At 48.7% G+C, this 21,622-nt stretch carries 19 protein-coding genes and 1 tRNA gene; 15 read left to right on the top strand and 5 right to left on the bottom strand.

The features are described from left to right. From flhA to HNR50_RS17885, 12 genes are all read left to right on the top strand, one after another. Positions 1 to 2,100, top strand: coding sequence for a flagellar biosynthesis protein FlhA (flhA, locus tag HNR50_RS17940; RefSeq protein ID WP_184748173.1), 2,100 nt, complete (start codon positions 1 to 3; stop codon positions 2,098 to 2,100). Further along, a complete protein-coding gene (gene flhF / locus HNR50_RS17935) occupies positions 2,100 to 3,311 on the top strand; it encodes a flagellar biosynthesis GTPase FlhF (RefSeq protein WP_184748172.1) in 1,212 nt (403 codons plus the stop codon). Before flhA ends, flhF begins: the two co-directional genes overlap by 1 nt. Before the next feature lie 3 nt (positions 3,312 to 3,314). Next, positions 3,315 to 4,217, top strand: a complete 903-nt coding sequence (locus HNR50_RS17930; protein ID WP_184748171.1) for a MinD/ParA family protein — start codon at positions 3,315 to 3,317, stop codon at positions 4,215 to 4,217. 32 nt (positions 4,218 to 4,249) lie between these two features. After that, complete coding sequence (locus tag HNR50_RS17925; protein ID WP_184748170.1) at positions 4,250 to 4,915, top strand: hypothetical protein; 666 nt, start codon at positions 4,250 to 4,252, stop codon at positions 4,913 to 4,915. Positions 4,916 to 4,923: 8 nt separating this feature from the next. After that, positions 4,924 to 5,712, top strand: coding sequence for an RNA polymerase sigma factor WhiG (whiG, locus tag HNR50_RS17920; protein ID WP_184748169.1), 789 nt, complete (start codon positions 4,924 to 4,926; stop codon positions 5,710 to 5,712). Between the two features lie 12 nt (positions 5,713 to 5,724). Next, positions 5,725 to 7,695, top strand: coding sequence for a FapA family protein (locus tag HNR50_RS17915; protein ID WP_184748168.1), 1,971 nt, complete (start codon positions 5,725 to 5,727; stop codon positions 7,693 to 7,695). After that, positions 7,695 to 8,018 carry a hypothetical protein gene (locus HNR50_RS17910; RefSeq protein ID WP_184748167.1) on the top strand — a complete coding sequence of 108 codons (324 nt, stop codon included), beginning with the start codon at positions 7,695 to 7,697 and terminating at the stop codon, positions 8,016 to 8,018. The genes HNR50_RS17915 and HNR50_RS17910 overlap by 1 nt, the downstream gene beginning before the upstream one ends. A 3-nt stretch (positions 8,019 to 8,021) precedes the next feature. Further along, on the top strand, positions 8,022 to 8,516 hold the full coding sequence (locus HNR50_RS17905) for a DUF6115 domain-containing protein (protein WP_184748166.1): 495 nt from the start codon (positions 8,022 to 8,024) through the stop codon (positions 8,514 to 8,516). Positions 8,517 to 8,520: 4 nt separating this feature from the next. Continuing rightward, a complete protein-coding gene (locus HNR50_RS17900) occupies positions 8,521 to 10,215 on the top strand; it encodes an Hsp70 family protein (RefSeq protein ID WP_184748165.1) in 1,695 nt (564 codons plus the stop codon). Then, a complete protein-coding gene (locus HNR50_RS17895) occupies positions 10,212 to 11,057 on the top strand; it encodes a J domain-containing protein (protein ID WP_184748164.1) in 846 nt (281 codons plus the stop codon). The genes HNR50_RS17900 and HNR50_RS17895 overlap by 4 nt, the downstream gene beginning before the upstream one ends. Continuing rightward, positions 11,057 to 12,916: a chemotaxis protein CheA gene (locus tag HNR50_RS17890; RefSeq protein ID WP_184748163.1), complete on the top strand. Its 1,860-nt coding sequence runs from the start codon at positions 11,057 to 11,059 to the stop codon at positions 12,914 to 12,916. The genes HNR50_RS17895 and HNR50_RS17890 overlap by 1 nt, the downstream gene beginning before the upstream one ends. Positions 12,917 to 13,001: 85 nt before the next feature. Next, on the top strand, positions 13,002 to 15,308 hold the full coding sequence (locus tag HNR50_RS17885) for a methyl-accepting chemotaxis protein (protein WP_184748162.1): 2,307 nt from the start codon (positions 13,002 to 13,004) through the stop codon (positions 15,306 to 15,308). Here the strand turns inward: HNR50_RS17885 and HNR50_RS17880 are convergent. The 3 genes from HNR50_RS17880 to HNR50_RS17870 are packed head-to-tail and all read right to left on the bottom strand — an operon-like array spanning position 15,305 to position 17,643. Then, positions 15,305 to 16,303, bottom strand: coding sequence for a hypothetical protein (locus tag HNR50_RS17880; protein WP_184748161.1), 999 nt, complete (start codon positions 16,301 to 16,303; stop codon positions 15,305 to 15,307). The two genes, HNR50_RS17885 and HNR50_RS17880, sit on opposite strands and share 4 nt — an antisense overlap. Next, positions 16,304 to 17,365: a DHHA2 domain-containing protein gene (locus HNR50_RS17875; protein ID WP_184748160.1), complete on the bottom strand. Its 1,062-nt coding sequence runs from the start codon at positions 17,363 to 17,365 to the stop codon at positions 16,304 to 16,306. Beyond that, positions 17,365 to 17,643 (bottom strand): peptidylprolyl isomerase, encoded by a 279-nt coding sequence (locus HNR50_RS17870; RefSeq protein WP_184748159.1) that lies wholly within the window; start codon positions 17,641 to 17,643, stop codon positions 17,365 to 17,367. The genes HNR50_RS17875 and HNR50_RS17870 overlap by 1 nt, the downstream gene beginning before the upstream one ends. Before the next feature lie 129 nt (positions 17,644 to 17,772). Here HNR50_RS17870 and HNR50_RS17865 point away from each other — a divergent pair, with 129 nt between their 5' ends. The 3 genes from HNR50_RS17865 to HNR50_RS17855 are packed head-to-tail and all read left to right on the top strand — an operon-like array spanning position 17,773 to position 20,193. After that, the gene (locus HNR50_RS17865) at positions 17,773 to 18,756 is read left to right on the top strand and encodes an ABC transporter substrate-binding protein (RefSeq protein WP_184748158.1); all 984 of its coding nucleotides are present in this window, start codon (positions 17,773 to 17,775) and stop codon (positions 18,754 to 18,756) included. Next, positions 18,746 to 19,489: an ABC transporter permease gene (locus tag HNR50_RS17860; RefSeq protein ID WP_184748157.1), complete on the top strand. Its 744-nt coding sequence runs from the start codon at positions 18,746 to 18,748 to the stop codon at positions 19,487 to 19,489. The genes HNR50_RS17865 and HNR50_RS17860 overlap by 11 nt, the downstream gene beginning before the upstream one ends. Further along, positions 19,486 to 20,193 (top strand): ABC transporter ATP-binding protein, encoded by a 708-nt coding sequence (locus HNR50_RS17855; protein ID WP_184748156.1) that lies wholly within the window; start codon positions 19,486 to 19,488, stop codon positions 20,191 to 20,193. Before HNR50_RS17860 ends, HNR50_RS17855 begins: the two co-directional genes overlap by 4 nt. Before the next feature lie 40 nt (positions 20,194 to 20,233). Here HNR50_RS17855 and HNR50_RS17850 read toward each other — a convergent pair whose 3' ends face one another. Beyond that, entirely contained in the window at positions 20,234 to 21,244 is a 1,011-nt protein-coding gene (locus HNR50_RS17850; protein WP_184748155.1) for an NYN domain-containing protein, read from the bottom strand. Positions 21,245 to 21,473: 229 nt separating this feature from the next. Then, positions 21,474 to 21,546: transfer RNA gene (locus HNR50_RS17845), tRNA-Phe, on the bottom strand. Positions 21,547 to 21,622 lie beyond the last annotated feature (76 nt).

The following is a 21,622-nucleotide window of genomic DNA, read 5'->3' as shown; positions in this document are numbered from 1 at the left end:
ATGGCTGATATACAGAAAACACTGAGAAGCGCATTCGGAAGGGAGAAAACGGACCTTCTCATAACGGTCGGAGTTCTGATGATCGTTATGATGCTCATTGTCCCTCTTCCCACATGGATCCTCGATACGATGATGTCTGTAAACCTCATGCTGGCCATCATGATCATTCTCATCGTTCTTTTTACCAATGATCCCCTGGAGTTTTCACTCTTCCCGACCATTCTGCTCGTATCAACCGTTTTCGGACTGGCTTTGAATGTTTCGTCGACAAGGCTGATACTCGCAAAGGGAGAGGAATTTGACGGAAGGATCGTCCGGGCTTTCGCCACCTTCGTCGTCGGTGCCGAAGGGACTCAGGGAATCGTCATCGGAGCGATTATTTTCATAATCATAATTGCTGTCCAGTTTCTCGTTATTACCAAAGGGGCGACGAGAGTTGCCGAAGTTGCGGCGAGATTCACTCTCGACGCTCTTCCCGGAAAGCAGATGGCCATCGACGCGGAATACAATTCGGGGCTTATCACAGACGATCAGGCGCGGAAGAAAAAGTCCGACCTTCAGAAATCTGTAGACTTTTACGGAGCTATGGATGGTGCCACGAAATTTGTCTCCGGTACGGTGCAGGTGGGAATCGTCATTACCCTGATCAATGTTATCGGCGGAATCATCGTCGGTGTAACCATTCATGGCGAACCGGTTACCAATGCCCTCAATACTTACACTTCCCTGACAATCGGAGACGGACTTGTTTCGCAGCTCCCGACGCTTATCATCTCCGTTTCAACGGGTCTCATAGTAACCCGTTCTGTTTCCGACGGATCTTTCGGAACAGACGTGAAGAAGCAGTTCTCCGCCCAGTCCCGGATTTACTGGATCACGGCGGTTTTTCTCTTTTTCCTCGGTGTGCTTCCGGGCTTTCCCTGGTATCTCCTCTTTCCCCTGTCAGCCATGACGGGCTTTATGGCGTACCGATTGACAAAACGGAAGATGATTGAAGAGGAACTGGCCAAGACGGCAGGAGAACAGGAAAAGGCCGAAAAGGATACGCCTGCGGAAATGTCGCCCGTTGTCCCCCTCGATCCCCTGTCTCTCGAACTCGGTTACGGGCTCATCCCCCTTGTCGATCAGGACAATGGCGCAGAACTTCTCGACAGATTGACCAGGATACGGCGGGAGGCGGCTCTCGATCTGGGGCTTGTCGTTCCAAGGATCCGTATCATAGACAATATGCGGCTTGAACCTTCGGAGTACTGCCTCAAGATAAAAGGGGTCGAAATGGGCCGGGGCGCCATCCGCATGGGACATTTTCTGGCCATCAATCCCGGCGGGGAGAGGGAGACTCTGGAAGGGGAGAAAACGACAGATCCCGCATTCGGCCTTCCGGCTATCTGGATTACCGAAGCGAACAGGGAGAAAGCAGAGAGAAACGGCTATACGGTCGTCGATCCCCCGTCAATTGTCGCGACACATCTGACAGAGATCATAAAGAAGCATTCTTCGGAGATCATCGGCCGTCAGGAAGTCCGTTCCATGCTCGATACCCTCAAGGAGAATTATCCCGCGGTTGTCGAGGAAGTTTCCAAGGTTTTCTCGACCGGGGAAATTCAGAAAGTCTTTCAGGGGCTGCTTAAAGAGCAGGTTTCCATCAGGAATCTCGTCGTCATTCTCGAAACTCTGGGCGACTACGGATCGGTCACGAAAGATACGGGATTTCTCATTGAAAAAGTCAGGCAGGCACTGGGCAGACAGATATGTTTACAGTATGCTGAAGAGGATAATATGCTCCGCGTTCTTACAGTCAATCCCGAGATAGAGCAGCGCATTGTAGATTCCAGAATGGAGTCGGCGACAGGTGTTGTCGCGGCTCTTGATCCCCGTTTTCAACGGCAATGGATCAACGCCGTGCTCAATAGTGTCCAGGAAGTTCAGAATCTGGGATATTATCCTCTGATACTCTGCAGTGAAGCCGCCAGAGCTCTCGTCAGGTCATCGACCGAAAGGGATATTCCCGATCTTGTCGTTCTATCCGTACCGGAGATAGCGCAGAATATATCGATAGAATCGCTGGGCGAAATATCATTTGAATGGAAGGAATCGTAATGGAACATTTTACCGAAAGGGGAATCAGCCATCTTGAAGTGCTGGACAAAATCAGCACCAAATATGGAAAGAACGCTAAAATCCTCACGAGAAAAAATATCACGATGGGCGGTTTCCTCGGTCTGTTCAAAAAAGAAGGAGTCGAATATACCGGTTATGTTTATGATAACGTGATTCAGGACCGGGCGACGAGAGACTCCTTTGAGAAAAAAGCCATTCTGAATTCCGTGGGAAAAACGGAAGCGGCTCCTCAGCCGGTCAGGCCTGCCAGCGATCCCCTTGCGGAAGAGGTTAAAAGTCTGACCGAAGTGGTAAAGAACCTCATTGAGAAAGGGCCGGCCAACCATGAACCGAAAAAACACGAAAACCTGGTAAAACTCGAGGAGGTTCTGGAAGAAAACGATTTTTCCCGGGAATTTATCCGCGATATGGTCGACCGCCTTAAAAGAGAGCTTTCTCTGGAGGATCTTGACGATTACTCTCTTGTTCAGCAGTCTGTGCTGGAATGGATCGGCGACAAAATCAGCCTCTTCAGAGAAAAGCCTTCCCGTGTTCCCCGCGTATTCATTCTTGTCGGTCCGACCGGAGTCGGCAAGACCACGACTATCGCCAAACTGGCAGCCATAAAGGGAATTGCCTCGGGAGATCAATCTCCCCTAAGCGTTCGCATGATAACGATCGATAATTATCGTATAGGTGCAAAAAAACAGATTGAGACCTATGGAGATATTATGGGCATTCCCGTGGCCTGTGTGGAGACATTCAGCGATCTCGAGAAGAAAATCCAGCAGTATAGCGATGCCGATCTGATTCTGGTCGATACGATCGGCAAGAGTCCGAGCGACTTTATGAGGCTGGCGGAGATGAGAAAACTCCTGGCTGCCTGCGGCAGCAACAGCGAGGTTCATCTGGCGGTGTCTTCAACAACCAAAACCCGTGATATCAAAGAGATCCTCAGTCAGTTCGAACCTTTTAAATATCAGTCGGTCATACTGACCAAACTCGATGAGACCTCCCAGGTGGGAAATCTCATCAGCCTCTTATCGGAAGCGGGAAAGTCGCTCTCATATATTACCGACGGACAGGTCGTGCCCCAGGATATTGAAACAGCGACGGAAATCAAATTACTTGAAAAGCTGACGGGCTTTTCCGTGGACAGGGAAAAACTGTTGCGGAAATTCCCCATTTACAATTCGGCAATCTGGAGATAAAAGTTGGAAGATCAGGCAGAGAAACTTAGAGAGATCATGAAAAACAGGCAGTCGCCCGAAAGCCCGAACGAAATTCAGGGTGTTTTTGGAAAGAAAACGAAAATCATTACCGTTGCGAGCGGGAAAGGGGGAGTGGGAAAGACTAACGTCTCCACAAATCTGGCTCTCGCCTACGCGAAAATCGGGAAGAAAGTCATAGTTCTCGATGCGGACCTGGGACTGGCCAATGTCAATGTCGTTATGGGGATGATCCCCAAATACAATCTCTATCATGTCATCCGGAAACAGAAAACAATGAAGGAAGTCATCCTCGATACGGATTACGGCATACAGATTGTAGCCGGAGCTTCGGGGTTCAGCAAGATTGCCAATCTGACTGACGAGGAACGCGAATCCTTCATTACGGAACTTACCGAACTGTCTTCAGCGGATATTATCATTATCGACACGAGCGCCGGAGTTTCCAGCAACGTTCTCTCCTTCGTGGAAGCCGCCGATGAAGTGCTTATCGTAACGACGCCCGAGCCTACTGCCATTACCGATGCCTATGGAATCATCAAAATAATCTCCACGGAAATCGATGACCTCGATCTCGACCTGAAACTGATCATCAACAGGGTCGCTTCGGTTACGGAGGCGAAAAAGATTTCCCAGAGAGTGATCAACATAGCCGGACAGTTTCTCAACCTCAAGGTGGATTATCTCGGGTTCGTTTATGAAGATCCCTCTGTGCCCAGTTCTGTGCGCAAACAGATTCCCTTCATGGTTGCCGATCCGAACGGAAAGGCGGCGGGCTGTATCCAGCATATCGTGGGGCGTTTGGAAAATATCGAATACAGGGAAGGCGGCGGCGTCGGGAAATTTATCAGGAAACTGCTGGGAAAAGAAGGCAGCTTGACTACTTGAGTTTATTGACCTAATCTGAATATGGGAGGGAAGTGACTCTGTTCTGGGAGAAGCTCAACTGGAAATATATAGCAATCTCAGCTCTTGCCGCAGTTTTCATTTCCGTTCTGAGCGGTCTTGTCGGCGGAGTCGATGCCGCGTCTGTGCTGCTTCGCGCAGTTGTCGTTCTGGTGTTGTTCGCCCTGTTCGCCTCAGCTGTTAATTTTGTAGCCGTTTCTTTTCTTGTTTCAGGTGAAAACCCTTCCGGCGGCGATTCGGAAACCGATGATTCGGCCGGAGGTTCCCGGGTCAATATTGTTCTCGACGAAGACGATAACCCGATTCCCCTCCAGCCCACTGATGATGATGACGAAGAAGCTGAGGATATCTCCGGTGACGATGGGGACGAGGAGTCCGGCGGCAGGTCATCGCAAAAGCTCGGTGAGAGGAGTAAGCAGGTCGATCTGGAGATGAAAACTTCTGTTGACATAGACAGTCTTCCGGATTTGGGTTCATTTTCTTCAACTTTTTCCACTTCCGAACCTGAAGAAGAAAAAAAGACTGATTCAGGCGAAGAAAACGAGTATAATAAAAGTGAATCCTTCAGCTCGGGGCATCGCTTGAGTCCGGAAGGAATCGCCGGCGTTATTGCTGAACAGAACAGTCCTGAAGATTTAGCGAAAGCAGTAAAAACTGTTATGAATAAGGAGACCAAATAGGATCGCTTATGGCTGACAATATTATAAACGGCGTTCCCGAAGCGGAATTGTGGAGCAGATACAGAAAAACCAGAGATGCCGGAATCAGAGATGCGATTATCAAGCAGTATGCCCCGCTGGTAAAATATGTCGCGGGCAAGGTCTCCATTGGAATGCCCCATAATGTGGATTTTGACGATCTTGTCGGGTTCGGCGTTTTCGGTCTTTTTGATGCTATTGAAAAGTTTGACCCGGAAAAGCATGTCAAATTCAAAACATATGCCGTTACCAGAATCCGCGGTTCCATTATAGATGAACTCAGATCCATAGACTGGGTGCCCCGTTCTGTAAGACAGAAAAGCCGGGAGCTCGATGAAGCCGTTCAAAGGCTGGAGTCGAAACTGGGAAGAGCCGCTTCTGATGAGGAAATCGCCCGGGAAATGAATCTTGATCAGAATGATTTCAACAAGGTGATGCTGAAAGTCAGCGGAACCTCTCTTCTGTCTCTCAACGATATCTGGAACAGCGGCGATGAAAATGATAAAGTCTCTCTGGTTGATACGATCGAATCGCCTTCCAGTCTCCAACCCGAAATGATCGTGGAAAAAGATGAGATAAAGAGAGTCATCGTCGAAGCGATTCAGAATCTCCCTGAGAAAGAAAAAAAAGTGCTCGTGCTCTATTACTATGAAGATCTCACCCTGAAAGAGATCGGGAAAGTTCTGGAAGTCACGGAATCCCGGATTTCACAGCTCCATACCAAGGCCATTTCCCGGCTGAGAGCTAAACTGACAAATGTGAAAAAAGGAATTATGTAAACAGAGGTCAATATGGTTTCCAATGAGCAGATCCGTGAATTTATGCTCCGTCAGATTGAATTGGATAAAGAACGGACCTCAGTTCACGTCACGGGCAAAAATGTTGAGGATGCTCTGCTACAGGGGTCTATCGAATTGGGCATCCCGATGAGAAAACTCGAATATGAAGTCCTGGACAAAGGAAAGCGTGGCGTTTTCGGAGTCGGCCATAAAGACTGTACTCTTATCGTATACGAAGCAGAGAAGGCCTTCGTTGATGACAGTTCCGATATGGATGATCTGGATCATCTTGTTGATATCGATGAGGGCGGAGAAGTTATCCACGATGACAGGAACGGAGAGTTCTCCCTTCGCTTGAGCCGCGACGGCTATGCCTATCTTAAAGTGAGAAAGCCTTACGGATCGGGAGAGCCTGTTGCCTCGGAAGAAGTCGAAGCCGAAATATTCAATCGCGCTCTCACATCTTATGATATGAAGACAGTTGAAGAGGTCGTCAGCCGCGCTGACGATATGTATGTCAAAGTCGGTGAGTTTTCCTATAATCCGGTCAATGATCCCCTGATGTCCATTGAAGTGGATGATGAGGAGATGACCGCTTCCATCTATGTCTCCGAACCCGGACCCGGAGGCGCCAATCTGACAGTTGATGATATCAAAGGATTTCTCAAGAATAACAGGGTTATCGCCGGCATCGATGAAGAGCTTCTGCAGGCTTTTGAGGAAAATCCCCTATACCGGCAGTCTTATGTCGTGGCCAGAGGAATTGAACCGGTTAACGGACAGGACGGATACATAAAATATCTTTTTGAAACCGACCCTCATAAGGTCAAACTCAAGATCAAAGATGATGGAAAAGTAGACTTCAAAGAACTCAATCTTATACAGAACGTTATCAAAGGTCAGCCCCTTGCTAAAAAAATACCTCCGGAACTGGGTAAGAACGGTAAAAACATCTACGGCACGCCCATTAAAGCCCGGGACGGTAAAGATATTCAGATCGGCCTGGGTAAGAATGTGACCATCGCTCAGAACGGTGAGATCGCCGTCGCTGAGGAAAGCGGACAGGTTCTTCTCAGCAAAGGCAAAATAAGTGTCGAGACGGTTATGGTCGTTTCGGGAGATGTGAATACTTCCACAGGGAATATCAATGCTCTGGGGACAGTCGTTATCAAAGGTAATGTAGAAGACGGCTTCGAAGTTACGGCCCAGGGAACGATTGAAGTTCTGGGGTTTGTCGGTAAATCCAAACTCACCTCCGGTGGTGACATTGTTGTTAAGCAGGGGATCAACGGAGGTGAAGGCGACGAATCGGGAATGATAAAAGCCCAGAAAAGTGTATGGGCTTCTTTCATTACAAACGCGACTGTCGAATCAGGCAGCAATGTCATTGTCAGTGACGGCATTGTCAATTCAAAAGTCGATGCCAATGCCAAAATTCTCTGCCAGGGTAAACGGGCGAAGATTGTCGGGGGTCATGTTCGGGCCGCCGAAGAAGTCAATGCCGCCGTGCTGGGGTCGCCCCATGGAGCGGAAACTCTTATCGAAGTCGGATACGATCCGAAAACGAAAGAGGAATTAGAGCATTTCGAAGCTGAACAGAAAACCATCGAGGAAAAACTCGATGAGCTAAGCCGCAATATTCAGGGCCTTCTCAAGCAGAAGAAGATTATGAAGGATAAATTCCCTTCTCAGAAAGTACAGGCTCTTATGAACCAGAAAAAGATGATGAACAAGCTGTCGCTTGAGAAAAACAAGGTTACGGCCGAAATTGAAAGAAGACTGGATTATCTGGAATCGCTTAAAGTTTCAGGTAAGATAAGTGCGGCGAAAACGGTACATCCCGGAGTCAAGATCTTCATCAAGGATGCGGCTCTCGATATCACCAACCCCTATGATTCGGCTGTTACGTTCGTCGTTGAAAATGGTTTTATAACCACCACCGCTTATGAGGAAATCGCGGAGGAACTGATCCGGAGGGATTAATGGCTATTACGCCCCTCGACCTGCAGACTATGTTTGTGCGGTTGAATGAAGTGGGAAAAGAGCAGAATCATCTCAAAGAAGCTGTCGCTTCACAACAGGCAGCGGGAGCCAAAGAGCTTAAGGAACAGGAACTTCAGCAGGATAAATCCGTCAATAAAACGGAAGAGGACAAGGAAGCCCAGAAACTGAAAGATGAAGGCGGCGGAGCGAATGCCGGATCCGGTTCTCAGGAAAACGAAAAAAAAGACTCCGAAGCGGAACGCCCCCCTAAAAAAGTATTCAGCGATCCCGATATGGGATCTCATATCGACATATCAGGTTAATCTATGACAACAGCATTTACGGTTGCGGGAATTTGTCTCCTGGCCATCTACTCTGTCTATTTTCTTCTTAACAGAAGAATCACCAGAATACTCAACTCGGAAAAAATACTCTCGAGAGTCGATGAAGAGGTAAACTCTCTCATTCTGGAGCTGAATCAGACAACGGAAAGGAATATACTTCTAATTGAAGACCGTATAAAAAAACTTACGGCGCTTATGGAGGATGCCGATAAAACGGTCCTTCGCCTTAACAGGGAGCTGAACAGGAAAAAAGATGAAACCGAGGGTTATTCCCATTTGTCAAGAATGAGAAAAATTCCCGTCCCTGCTGATGAAATGGTAAGGGAGAGTGAGAAAACTGACGAAAATCTAAGTGAAAAAAACAGAATACTGGATATGTATAATCAGGGGCTGACTCCTGAATTAATCGCTTCCCGGACCGGTACTTCCATCGGAGAAGTGGAGTTGATTATAACTTTGAATTCCAGAAAGGGCTGATTGCTTGAAACACATTATCGGTATCGACCTGGGAACCACCAATTCCTCGGCGGCATTTTACGACAAAAGAGAGCTGACTATAATCCCCAACAGCAGAGGCCGGAGAATTACGCCTTCAGCTGTGGCGATTGATCCATCGGGGGAAATCCTTGTGGGAGAGTCTGCCAGAAACCAGGCACTCATCAACAGGAGCGCCACAGTTCTCAATGTCAAACGCCGCATGGGTTCCGATCATATCTATACCATAAACGGCAAAGGTTACAGTCCCCAGGAGATCTCCTCCTTTATTTTGAAGTCTTTAAAAAAAGATTGTGAGAACTACCTCGGTGAGGAAGTCTCCGAGGCCGTCATCACCGTTCCGGCTTATTTCAATGAAAGGCAGAGAAAAGCCACCATTGAAGCGGGAAGGCTCGCCGGTTTGAAAGTCCGGAAAATCATTAACGAACCCACTTCGTCAGCCCTTATATTCGCGGACAGGAAAAAAGAAGATCGCACGCTCCTGGTGTACGACCTCGGCGGCGGTACATTCGATGTGTCTCTTCTCCGCAAAGAAGGGAACCGCTTTATCGTTATCGCTTCAAACGGCGAGTCGAGACTGGGGGGAGTGGATTTCGACAATCTTCTTTACAAAAAAGTTGCCGCTTATTTTTCCGCTAAGGCGGGAATTTCTGTCAACGATGACAGTTTGCTCGTTCAGCACCTTCGCAACAGAGTGGAACAGGCCAAAATTGAATTGTCGACCAGGGAAAGCGCAACCATCTCGCTCCCCTTTATCTCAACAGGCAAAGGCCCGGTTCACCTGACTTACAGAATTACAAGAGACGAATTCAACCGAATGATAAGACCGCTGGCCGAGCGGACAATGAATCTGCTCGATAAGACTTTAAGGGAATCGCGCATAAGCCGGAACAGAATCGATAATCTGGTCCTCTCCGGAGGTTCCAGCCGCATACCCCTGATCCGGGAGTTACTGCAGAGCCGCTTCGGATTCACTTTGGAGAAGCAGGTAAATCCCGAAGAATCTGTTGCTCTCGGAGCGGCGTTTCAGGGATATCTTCTGGAAAAAGGCGAAAGAGAAATCGAGATTCAGGATGTGACGTCCCATAGCCTTGGGGTGGAAATAGATGACGGAACTTTCATTCCCATAATCAGAAAGAATTCTCCCCTGCCGTCCATACAATTCAAGACTTTTACGACTGTAGCGGATAATCAGAGATCAGTGGAAATAAAAATCCTGGAAGGTGAAAACCGCCAGGCGGCCCTCAATTCTCCCTACGGCCGTTTTCTTCTTTCCGGCATCCGCCAGGGCAGAAGAGGCGATGCCCGAATAAAAGTGGCATTCAAAGTCGATACGGACGGGCTGCTCCATGTTAAAGCCAAAGATATGGATACGGGAATCCGCCAGAACATCATCTTTACTTCTTCTGTTATGGACAGCGGAAGCCGGACGGAAGATGAAGAGAGAATCATTCTGGAGAAAAGGGTCCATTCTCTGATTAACCGGGTTCAGGGATTGAACAGAATGTCGCCTCTGTCCTATGACTTCAATTTCCAGTGCGAAATTCGGGAAGTGCTTTACAGCGCCGAACAGTCCCTTAAAGAGCGCGACTATGAGGGATTGTGGGAAGCAAAAACAGCCCTCGAGTCCATTACGGCCGAGCTTAATGCCATTCTCGACGGGGAGGTTCAGGCTGTATGACTGTCAACGATTGCTTCCGGATACTGGAACTGCCCCGGACAGCCGGGTTGGATGATTTGAAATTCGCATACCGGACTATGGCTAAAAAGTACCACCCCGACAGAAAAGGCGGAGACAGCAGGAAATTTACCCGGCTTCATGAAGCTTACGAACTGCTTCTCGATTACGGTCCTTTCAAGAGCGGTTACGCATTAAAGACCAATTATTCCCCATTCCGGGAAACGGAAAGGAAGGAATGGGAAGAGAGGAAAAAAAAGGAAGAAGAGGATGCCGCCCATCGAGCCGCTGAAGAAATCCGCCGCCGGACTGCCGATGCCAGGAAAAGGCGTGAAGCTGAAGAGTCCCGCCGCCGCGCTGCTGAAGACAGGAAGAAACGCGAGGCCGAAAGGAACCGTCGTCGTGCTGCCGAAGAAAGGATAAAACAAGCTGCCGAAGAGGCCAGGCATTCCGGGCATCAGTCCGACCCCGTCCATCAGGCCCGCCTGGCGGGAGAGATCCTGCAGGGGAAGAAATCCGATAGGGAAAAGCTGAAAGCCATCGACAATCTGATCAGTCTAAAGCGGAAATCCGTCTATCCTTATCTGAAAAACGGTTTCTATAACTCATCTGATAAAGTTACGGCTGCTTCAATCAGAGCCGTCGGCGCTCTTCAGATCGTTCAGGCCGGTCCTGAGTTAAGCTCGCTGATGTGTTCCGGATCTACCGCAATCCGCAGAGCTGTTCTGGATGCCGTCGCTTCATTCCGGAATCCCAGGCCTTTCAGCAGCATTATCGAAATGGGATTGAATGACCGGGATAAAAATCTGAGAGCTCAGTCGGAATTGCTGCGGAGCCGTATTTGATGGATAGCGCAACAGCTCATACCGACGAATTTCTTCGCAATGCCGAAGAGATCATGGGGTCTCTTCTCCGGGATCTTGATGAGTGGAAGAACGACCCCTATAACCGGCACCTGATCGATCGCATATTCCGGTATATGCATTCTCTGAAATCGGGAGCCGCCTTTCTGGAAATGACCACTCTCGAATCTCTTGCCCATTCCCTCGAATCACTCTTCGACAGCTATCGGAAGGGCGCAGAAACAGATGAAGAGACAATAGAGAAGATAATGAAAGCCGTTTCCATAATGAACCGTGAACTCGACAGGCTTATGGAAGAGGAGCTTCCGCCGTTGATAGAGTTTTCATCGGAGCGGGAGGAACAATCAGAAGAAGAAAGGCCCGTTCGGAAAAGAGACCTCTTTTCCCCCTTTGAAAAGGAGCTGCTCTCTGAAGCTTCGAGGAGAGGCGAGAAACTGTACAGGATAATCTGTCATCTCGACGAGTTTCCCCAGATGCTTTATGCCAGGGCTTATCTGCTTATGAATAACCTGGAGCTTTCGGTAAATGTCATTACCACAGACCCGCCCATGGACGACAGACAGGCTGATTTTACCAGATTCACTGCCTATATTACGACTGATCTCGATGTAAGCGGAATCTATAAGGCCGTCAATGTCGATTCCATCGTCAGAGTTGATCTGATAAGGCTGGATTACGCATCCTATCTGGAAAGGGAAGATGATGTTATCAATCTCAATTTCGATGAAGGGAAAACACACCCCACCGGTTCGTGGATCAGAGTCGAACAGAGGAAGGTGGATGAGTTGGCCGGTTATATCGATCAGCTGAAAGTGGCAACCGGACGTTTTTCCTCATACAGGACCAAAATGGACGATCTTCATCAGCTGGCCCGAGGGATGGAAAGAGTTCTTCTCAATGTGACCATGGTGCCGCTCAATACGCTGCTCAAAGGTTTTCCCCGGTTTGTAGAGGAACTCTGCCGGAAAACAGGCAAATCGGCGGAGCTGTTGATGAGCGGAGAATCCTGTGCGGTGGACAGGACAGTTTTCGATATAATCTCAGAGACTCTTCAGCACCTTATACGTAATGCTGTCTATCACGGACTGGAAAGCTTCGATGAGAGGCGGGCAGCCGGAAAGAGTGAATCCGGTTCTCTGGTCATTCATACGGAAATGGCCGATGAGCGCATACATATAACCTTGAGCGACGATGGCAGGGGCATAAACCGCCGAGCCGTTCTGGAAAGAGCTTCCCGCCTGGGGTTGAAAGACAGCGGAGAGGGGGATCTCCTTTCCATTCTGGCCAAACCGGGGTTTTCCACGGTGGAGGAAGCCGATTCTCTTTCAGGTCGGGGAGTCGGTCTCGATCTTGTTATTCACAATATTCAGGACAAACTGAAAGGTGAAATCCATCTCATCAATGATGAGGGAAAGGGCGTCACCTATAAGATTGTCATCCCTACATCACGAGTCATGACAAAAATCCTGCTTATGAGAAGCGGCGGCCGGACTATGGCCTTTCCCGCCAGGAACGTGGAAAGCACTGAGCCTTTCAGTGCCCATTCGCTGATCGGAGACAGAGATGATTTCCTCTTTTACAGGTTCAAGGAAGAGGAGCTCCCGCTATTTACCGAGTCGGGCCGGCTTCACAAGGTTTCCGCCGGTTCTGAAGGAGGATATGTCCTGATTGTCACTTATCTGGGTCTTAAAGCCGCGATTTATACGGAAGAGCTGTTGATGGAGAAGGAAATCCTCTCGGATAACCTGAGGCTCAATGAAGAAGCGGAGCCCTTTCTCTACCAGGCTGTTCTTTCCGGAGAAGATTGTCTTTACCTCTCTCCCTCTATTATCAGTATCTGATCTTTTCTGTCATTATTTGTGCAAAATTAAATTGATTCTCTTATAATTACTTAAATAGTATCAATACTGTATCCGGAGGATTAATATGGCCTGGAAAGATGTGAAGGTTCAGCGTAAGTTTGCAATCGGTTTTGGTTCCATTATCCTTATGCTGATCGGCTCGAGCCTTGTATCCATTCTTCTCATTCAGCAGATAGTCAAAGATGCAGGTCAGGTTATCGGTGGCAATAAACTGAAGTCGGAGATCATTCAGAAAGAGGTCGATCATCTCAATTGGCAGGGGGCTCTGTCTCTCTATGTCAATGACAATAGGGGAACCATCGAGTCGGTCGAAACCAATCCCGATAATTGCCGATTCGGCCAATGGCTGAACAGCCAGGAGAGACAGGATGCCGAGCTTCTGGTCCCGACCCTGACTCCCATTCTCACATCTCTGGAGACATATCACGACGATCTCCACAACAGTGTTTTGAAAATTGAACAGACTCACAGGATCGTCGATCCTGAAATGGGAAATTACCTCAGAGAACGCAAGCTCGACCACATCAGCTGGAAACTCAATCTCCTGGATTACATCACTGATGACCGGATGACCGAAAATCCCGTACAGATGGATCCTGAAAAATGTGCTCTCGGAATCTGGCACGCATCGGATGCGGTCAGGAAGCTATCGACGGAAAATAGTCATATAAGCTCCATTATCTCCCGTCTCGTGAGTTCCCATGAAGCGGTTCATAAAGGGGCTTCTGTCATAGAGCAATATCTTCAGGAAGGGGAGAAGGAAGAGGCTTTATCCTACTTTCACGAGGATCTCGAGGAAGATATGACAGCGACTCTCAACTATTTGAATCAGTTGATTGACTGGCATGACAGTGAGATGATCAAGCAGAACCGGTCGAGGGAGATTTTTGCCACCGAGACGCACAGCGCCCTTGTTCAGGTTCAGGATCACTTCCATCAAATGGTGGATACGGTCTCCTCCAGCATTTTAACGGAAGACGCCATGCTCGATGCAGCTGAAGCCGGATCCCGGACATTGTTAATCAGCAGTCTGATAATCGTAATCGTCGCGATTGTGACGGCTGTCATACTGACTTTATCTTTGCTCAGGCCGATAATTAAATGCGTCGTTTTTGCCGATCAGGTGGCAACAGGAGATCTGAAAGCCTCTCTGGATATCGATCAGAAAGATCAAATCGGGGAACTGGCGGAATCGCTCCGGCGGGTTCTCCAGGGATTCCGGGACAAGGCTATGGTCGTCGAACACTTCGCCGAAGGAGATCTTACAGCGGAAGTGACGACCTTATCCGATCAGGATGGTCTGGGTTTGTCTCTCAGAAAAATGAAAAAAGATCTCAATGAGCTGATCGGACAGGTCGTTGCGGCTGTGGATCAGATTTCCTCCGGAGCCGAGCAGATTGCCCAGGCCAGCCAGAGCCTGTCCGAAGGGGCGGCGACTCAGGCCAGCAGCACAGAAGAGGTTTCAGTCATGGTCAATCAGATTTCCGGTCAGGCTGCTCAGAATGCCGATAACGCTTCCCAGGCGAAGAGCATTTCTGAAAAGGCCACCATGGATGCGGAAAAAGGGAATGAGAGCATGACCGGTGTCGTGTCCCTTATGGAGAAAATCAACAGCGGGGCTGATGAGACAAAGAAAATCGTCAAAGTTATCGACGATATCGCCTTTCAGATAAATCTTCTCGCCCTCAATGCCAATGTGGAAGCGGCCAGGGCCGGGAAATACGGGAAAGGGTTTGCCGTCGTGGCCGATGAGGTGCGGAATCTTGCAGTGAAGAGCGCCCAGGCTGCCAGGGAAACTTCCGATATGGTTGAGGAGTCAATCGGGAATATACAAAATGGATATGCGGCGGTGCAGAAATCAGCGGAACAGCTTCGGGAAATCGTTGAGGGCTCCCGACGGGTATCGGAAATTCTCGAGGAGATAGCCGCCGCCAGCAGAAACCAGGATGATGGTATTTCCCAGGCAACCGGGGGGCTGGATCAGATTGACAAGATCACTCAGGAAAATACGGGTAATGCGGAAGAAACCGCTTCCGCATCGGAAGAGCTTTCCAGTCAGAGCCTTCAGCTCAAAGGTCTGGTTGACCGTTTCAAACTGGAAAAAGATGAACATGCGAAAGCCCTTCCCGGCCGGCCGGCTGGACGGACGGGATACAAAAAGGCATTCCTGGAAAGAAAGCCCTCTGATTCGTCTTTGAAAAGCGGAGAAAAAACGGGTTTTAACAAACCGGCATCAAATAAAGAGGAAAAGCTTTCCGAAGAAAAAAGGTTCTTCACCAAACCGCCGGAAGGTTCGTTCTCGACGGGAATAAAACCGGTTAATCCTTCGGAAGTCATTTCTCTGGACGATAACGATTTCGATCAGTTTTAACGGAGGCGGAAAACCAGTGAGTTGAACTCCTCTTCGGCCATGGCAAGAGGCTTTTCTTCAAAGGAGTTTCTTGTCGCCGAGTATATTGTTCCGTCGGGGCCGCTGATGATAAGGCTTATATTGTTGCCCTGCTCATCGTACTCTTTGACTGTTTTCTCAGTGAGATCGTTTTCATAGTTATAGACGGCTCTTTCCCTTTCATTACCCTGTTCATCATAAAGGACTTCGGTATAGTCGCTGCGGTCTCCGTACTGGTTGTAATTGCTTATAAGAACCGGTTGCCCCCGGTCGTTCAGCTCGTAAACCGTGCTGTAGAGAACCGTTCCTTTTTCGTCAAGAATATCGCTCTGAACCAGAAAACCTTCTGCGTAGGTGTTAATCAGCTGCTGATCGATTAATCCTTCCGGGCTGTAGATGGTATAGGAAAGTTCATTTCCCTCTTCGTCGTATTCCGAAATGCTGTAGTAAATCGGTTCTCCCGACGGATCGACTTCCGTTGTTTTGACAACACGGTCCTTATCGTCATACTCAACGAGAAAATGAATGTCCTGTGATGCTCTGCCGGTACTGGAAATCCATTCAACGGGATTGCCCCTGGAATCGTTTGTATAATCGGCCCGGTTGAGAACCTTTCCCTCTTTATCGCTTGTGACAATGGAAACGAGATAATCCGATTCGTCATAATTGTATCGGCTCAGGCTGTAAGCTGTATAAGCCCCGCTGTTTTCAATGGAAGAAACTTTTCCGGTTTCGCTGTAGCTTATCAATCTGAGGCCGACTTCGTTCCCCTCGCTGTCAGTCATGACAATGGACGCCGGTTTATCTGCCTCCGAATAGGTGATATCCACTTGCTGTATGAGTGTCTCTTCGCTGTCGAAAACAGCAAAAGATGCCAATCTGAAAGGGGAGAACTCCGGCGGTTTGTTTGTTGTGGCGCAGGATAAAATCATTGCGGCGAAAAAAGCGGCAAGAGATAATTTTAAAACATGTTTCATTTAGTTATCCTCAGTAAGTTTAATAAGCAAGTCATCGAGAAAAGGCTGGATCTTTTTCCGGGAAAAGTGTGGATCCTTTTGATAAAATCTCATAAGACCTTTCTCCGGAAGTTCCCGGGGGATAAATAGCCCGGACGATGCCAGCCCATCGATCAGTTTCTCTCTGAAAGGGCAGGGATCCTGACAGATGACCGTCAATTCTCTTTTAAGTATCGGCTCTTTGTTAAAATGCATCAGAAAAAGAACAGGGAGATTTCTCTTTTTCATAAATGAGCCGACAGCGCTCTGGTCGGCTTTCAACAGCTCGAAAAAAGTATCGATATCACAGTGAATGGTACTCATTCCATAGGTGAGGGATGGTAAAGTCCAGAACTTGTAGTCCTTTTCAAGATAGTCATCTATGGCAAAGCCGCTGAAATCCTCTTTTTTATTATGCAGTTCCAGGAGAAAGCCTTCTTCTTTTTTTACGTTTTTTTTCAGCTTCTCCAGAATCCCTCTGTCTTTATTCAGGTTATACTGCTTCTCATCAGTCAAATGGTCCGTGTCCATACGGATGGTGAAATAGAGCATTTCACTGAGAGATATTATTTTTTCCCGGCTGAAAAGCCCGGGCTTCTCCGCTAGAGCATGAAAGAGCTCTTCCGCCAGAAGAGTCGAACAGGAGCCGGTATTTTCGATCCGTTTCACGGCTTTCTGCGGCATGTTCCCGGAGATTCTGTGGTGGTCCGTTATTTCGACTATATTCTCACTGTAGGGAAGAATTTCCTGTTCGGGCTGATTGTGATCGGTGAGATAAATCTTCACAGGTCTATGGGCCGCCGCTGCCGCCGCCTGATCGGCTCCGGTGAATATGTCGGGGTTGCCGCCGCATTGCTCAATGAGATAGCGGGCGTCGCGGTGGAGCTTCCATTTCTCTTCCGGAAAATAACGCAGAACGGCAAACTCTCCTCTCTGCCCGGCCGCCGACAGGAGTTCCGCTTTGACATAGGAGGTTATCAGAGAGTCGAGGTCTCCCGAACGGTTTCCCGAAATCAGGATTAAAGGATCGTCAAAGGGGGGCATCAGCCTCTCTGGCCCGTTTTCTTTATGATATGGAACCCGAACTGAGTCTGGACAATATCGCTGATGCGGCCCTGAGATAGCTTGACCACAGCTTTTTCAAAAGGGGGAACCATCTGTCCCGGTCCGAACCATCCCAGATCTCCTCCTTTGGATTTGCTCGGGCAGGTGGAAAATTCCTTCGCAAGGGCGCGGAAGTCTCCGCCCTTTTTCAGACGCTGCAGTATGTTCTGGGCCAGAGCCCTGTCTTTAACCAGAATATGACTGGCTCTCCATTCCATGATTCTGCTCCTTGTTAGAGGGGAATTTCATTTCCATAATATTGTGAAATCAGGAATAACTCAAGGCGCATGTACCGTTGACTTTAGAAGCGACAAAACCTATTCTGTTGGCATAGGAAAGGTAGGAAAATGAATAAAAATACACTGACTCTGTTTATACTTATATCACTGATTATTTCTCCCCTGACGGCTAAAGGGGCGCGGGAGGAGTATCCCGAAAACTTTACCGTCAAGGCGACAGCTCTGAACGGTCCGACAGGTATAGGGATGATATATCTCTTTGATGAACAACCTGATTTCGGCGAGGGAGTTTCGGTCGAGTACTCGGTTGCCCTGGCTCCGAAAAACCTTATGGGCGATCTGGCTAAAAAGAGCATCGATATGGCTGTTCTTCCCGCCAATATGCCGGCTCTTCTCCATGCCAAAGCTCCGGGATATAAAGTCGCGGCTGTGACCGGAATGGGAAATCTCTATATCGTCAGCCGCGATCCGTCTATCGGGAAACCGTCGGATCTGGTCGGCAAAACGCTCTTTAACGGAGCCAAGGGCGCGACTCCCGATTTTATGACCCGTTATCTTCTGACGGGAGAGGGGATCGATGCCGATAAGGACCTCTATATGGATTTCAGTTACGGATTACCCGATCTGGCAAAGGCCGTCATCGGCGGATTGGCCGATACGGCTGTTTTTCCCGAGCCTTATATCACCATGATAACCGAAAAGAGCGATGCGGAGATCGTCATCGATCTTCAGCAGTGGTGGATGGATCAGAAGGGGACAGATGAATCCTATCCCCTTTCTGTATTTGTCGTAAAAGAGGAAATCCTGGAAAGCTATCCCCTATTCGTGGAGCGCTTCCTCAAGGCTTATCAGGATTCTATAAAAAGAGTTACAGAAAACCCCTCCGAAGCCGCTCTGCTGGTTACCGAGAACGGTTTTACCATGGCGGCGGATGTCACGGAAAAAGCCATACCGCGTTTGAATCTGAAATACACCGATGGTGAGGCTGCCAGAGATATGCTGACGCAATATTACGGCATATTATACGAAATGGATCCCGCTACTGTTGGCGGTTCTGTTCCGGGAGACGACCTGTACTACATTGAAAAGTAAGCTTCTCTCTTTTATTTCAGTAGCTGTACTTCTCATTCTCTGGAAAATCGTTTCGCTTGTTCTGGGAGCGGAGATTATTCTCCCCTCTCCGGAAAAGGCTTTTTTCGCACTGGTAAACCTGATGCGGGAGGAGAGTTTTCTCTCCCATGTTCTGTACACGGTAAAAAGGGGAGCCCTCGGGTTTATTCTCTCCGCCGGACTGGCTCTTGTTGTCGGGATCGCTGCCGGAGAAAACCGTTTCTTTTTCACTTTAATAAAACCTCTTCTCACAGTTATTAAAACCGTGCCGGTTCTCTCTATCGTACTCCTGGCCATCATCTGGCTCAGCACGGAAAACGTACCGGTATTCGTCTGTTTTCTCGTTGTTTTTCCCCTGATCAGCGGTAATGTTATCGAAGGGATCCGCCATGTCGATCCCCAGCTTCTTGAAATGGCCAGAATATATAGAGTCTCGAAAAGGCGGATAATTTTACAAATTTATATTCCCTCTCTAATTCCCTATCTTCTGGCGGGACTGTCCACAGCGGCCGGTGTCACATGGAAAGCGGTTATCGCCGCCGAGGTCATCAGCATGCCCCGGTTCGGGATCGGGACGGGTATGCAGTTCGCCCAGATTCAGCTTGATACGGCCGTGCTGTTCGCATGGACCATAACGGCTGTAATCATCAGCGCCGTGACGGAAACATTGTTACTGATGCCGGCCCGTTTTCTGCCCTGGAGGAAGGGAGCATGACAGTCGATATAAAAGATCTGACAGTTTCCTTCGGAGATCTGAAAGTTCTCGGTGGGCTTGATCTCCATTTCCCGGAGAAGGAAATATCCGTTGTTCTCGGACCTTCGGGATGCGGCAAGACGACAATTCTCAATGTTCTGACTTCCTCGGTATCACCCCGGAGGGGTTCAATCGAGGGAATAGAAGGAAAACGATTCTCCTATCTTTTTCAGGAACCGCGTCTGCTGCCGTGGCTGACTGTCGAAGGGAATCTGAACTTCGTTCTCGATGATATTTCCGATAAAAGGGAACGGGAGGCTCTGTGCCGGCGGGTTCTGAAAATGACCGGTTTGAGCGATTACGCCTCCTGGTACCCCGGCAAGCTGAGCGGAGGAATGAAGCAGCGGGTTGCCATCGCCCGGGCTTTCGCCCATCCTTCCGATATGATTCTGATGGATGAGCCCTTCCAGGGGCTGGATTTGAAGAGAAAGCTCTCTCTTATCAATCAGTTTACCGATGTCTGGGAGAAAGAAAAAAGAAGCGCCGTCATGGTGACTCACGATATCGGCGAAGCCATAAGGCTGGCCGATAAAGTCTATGTTCTGACAGAAAAACCGGCAAGGCTGGCCGATGCTTTCACCATAGATATACCCCGTCCTGAGAGAGAGCCGGGAACTAAGCGGTACAGCGAATACGAAAAACGTCTGTACGATCTTTTAAGCTGACCGTACAGAGCGGCGGGCAGCCGCTGCAACGGCTGCTTTCTCAGATCTGACGCTTGACGTAGCTCTCCAGGTTTTCCACCTTTGTCTCGACCAGACCTCTCGCTTCGGCTGATGAAATGAATTTCTTGAACTTGGTGAACCCGAGATTTTTGGTGTTTATCCCCTTGTCGAGAAGACGGGAGTTCAGAATGGAGTACTGGTGGAACTGAGCTTCTTTTTTGCCCTTATCAAGATCTTTCAGTTCCTCGATGAGAATGCGCAGGGCACTCTGCAGAGATCCCACATCTTTACGGAACTTGGTACCCGGCAGAATATTGGTCTGCTTGTCCTCTTCCTCCAGACGGATGTAACCGGCTTTTACGGCCGCGGAAACGAAAGCGCTCCACCGCCGGTATCCGAGAGACTGCTCTTTGAAATCCCGGTTGAGGATTTTCATCTTGATTTTCACCGTACCCATATTGCAGGTTTTATTTTCGCTCTGGAGAAGGCTGGCCGATTCGGCAAGGCGCTCGAACCAGTATTCCTTATTCTTTTTAATCTGACCTTCCGTGGCTTTTTCTTCGGGAACTTCATCGTCATCGGAATCGTCCGAATCGTCTGAGGTCAGGACTTCGCGGTAGTCAATGAAACTGTCGGCGATGATCAGAAGATCCTGGGCTGCTGTTTTGATATCGCAGATGATATGGATTTTCTTACCGGTTTTCTTCAGGGAGAGGAGGAGGGGACGGAAATCGCTGTCTCCCGTAATCAGAACGTAGGTGTCGATGTTGTTGTAATAGCGGAGCAGGTCAAGAGCATCGGATACGAGCTGCATATCGGCGCTGTTCTTGGTTTTTCTGGCCCGGGGGATATGAACCATGTAAAAGTTCCTGGAGGAGAGCTGGGGACCCAGGCTCCGGAATCCCGGCTTGCTCCAGTCGGCGTAGGCGTAAGAGCAGACGACGGATCCCATGGATTCCACATATTCCGACATCCCGTCGAGAAAGAGAGTGTTGGAGCTGGAAGGAGTTACGTTTTCCAGGTCCCAGAGTATAGCTATGTTGCTTGTCATATATTATTCCTTTGATAATTGCCTTGTTTGAAAGTGTTATCTAATTATAGTCTTTTAAGTTGATCTTGCAAAGGAAATGAGATCATTTGAGAGGAGAGTCGATCCATTTCTCCGCTTCATCGAGATCGTGAAACAATCGGGAATCGTTGGTATGGGAGAACCGGTTCCAAAGAGTCATTGTTTGAAGAAGATATAAAAAAAAGCTGACCTGAAGTCAGCTTGACAATAATGCCACCGGTGAGATTTGAACTCACGACACAAGGATTTTCAGTCCTCTGCTCTACCGACTGAGCTACAGCGGCATTAACAGTGGTGAATATATATTGATACGGAAAAACTGTCAATAGAGTTCTAAATAATGGGGGAAAAAATGTACTG

Source organism: Spirochaeta isovalerica, from assembly GCF_014207565.1.
GTDB lineage: Bacteria > Spirochaetota > Spirochaetia > DSM-2461 > DSM-2461 > Spirochaeta_F > Spirochaeta_F isovalerica.
The sequence above is the reverse complement of the archived record's forward strand: the minus strand, read 5'-3'. Positions and strand labels throughout refer to the sequence as shown.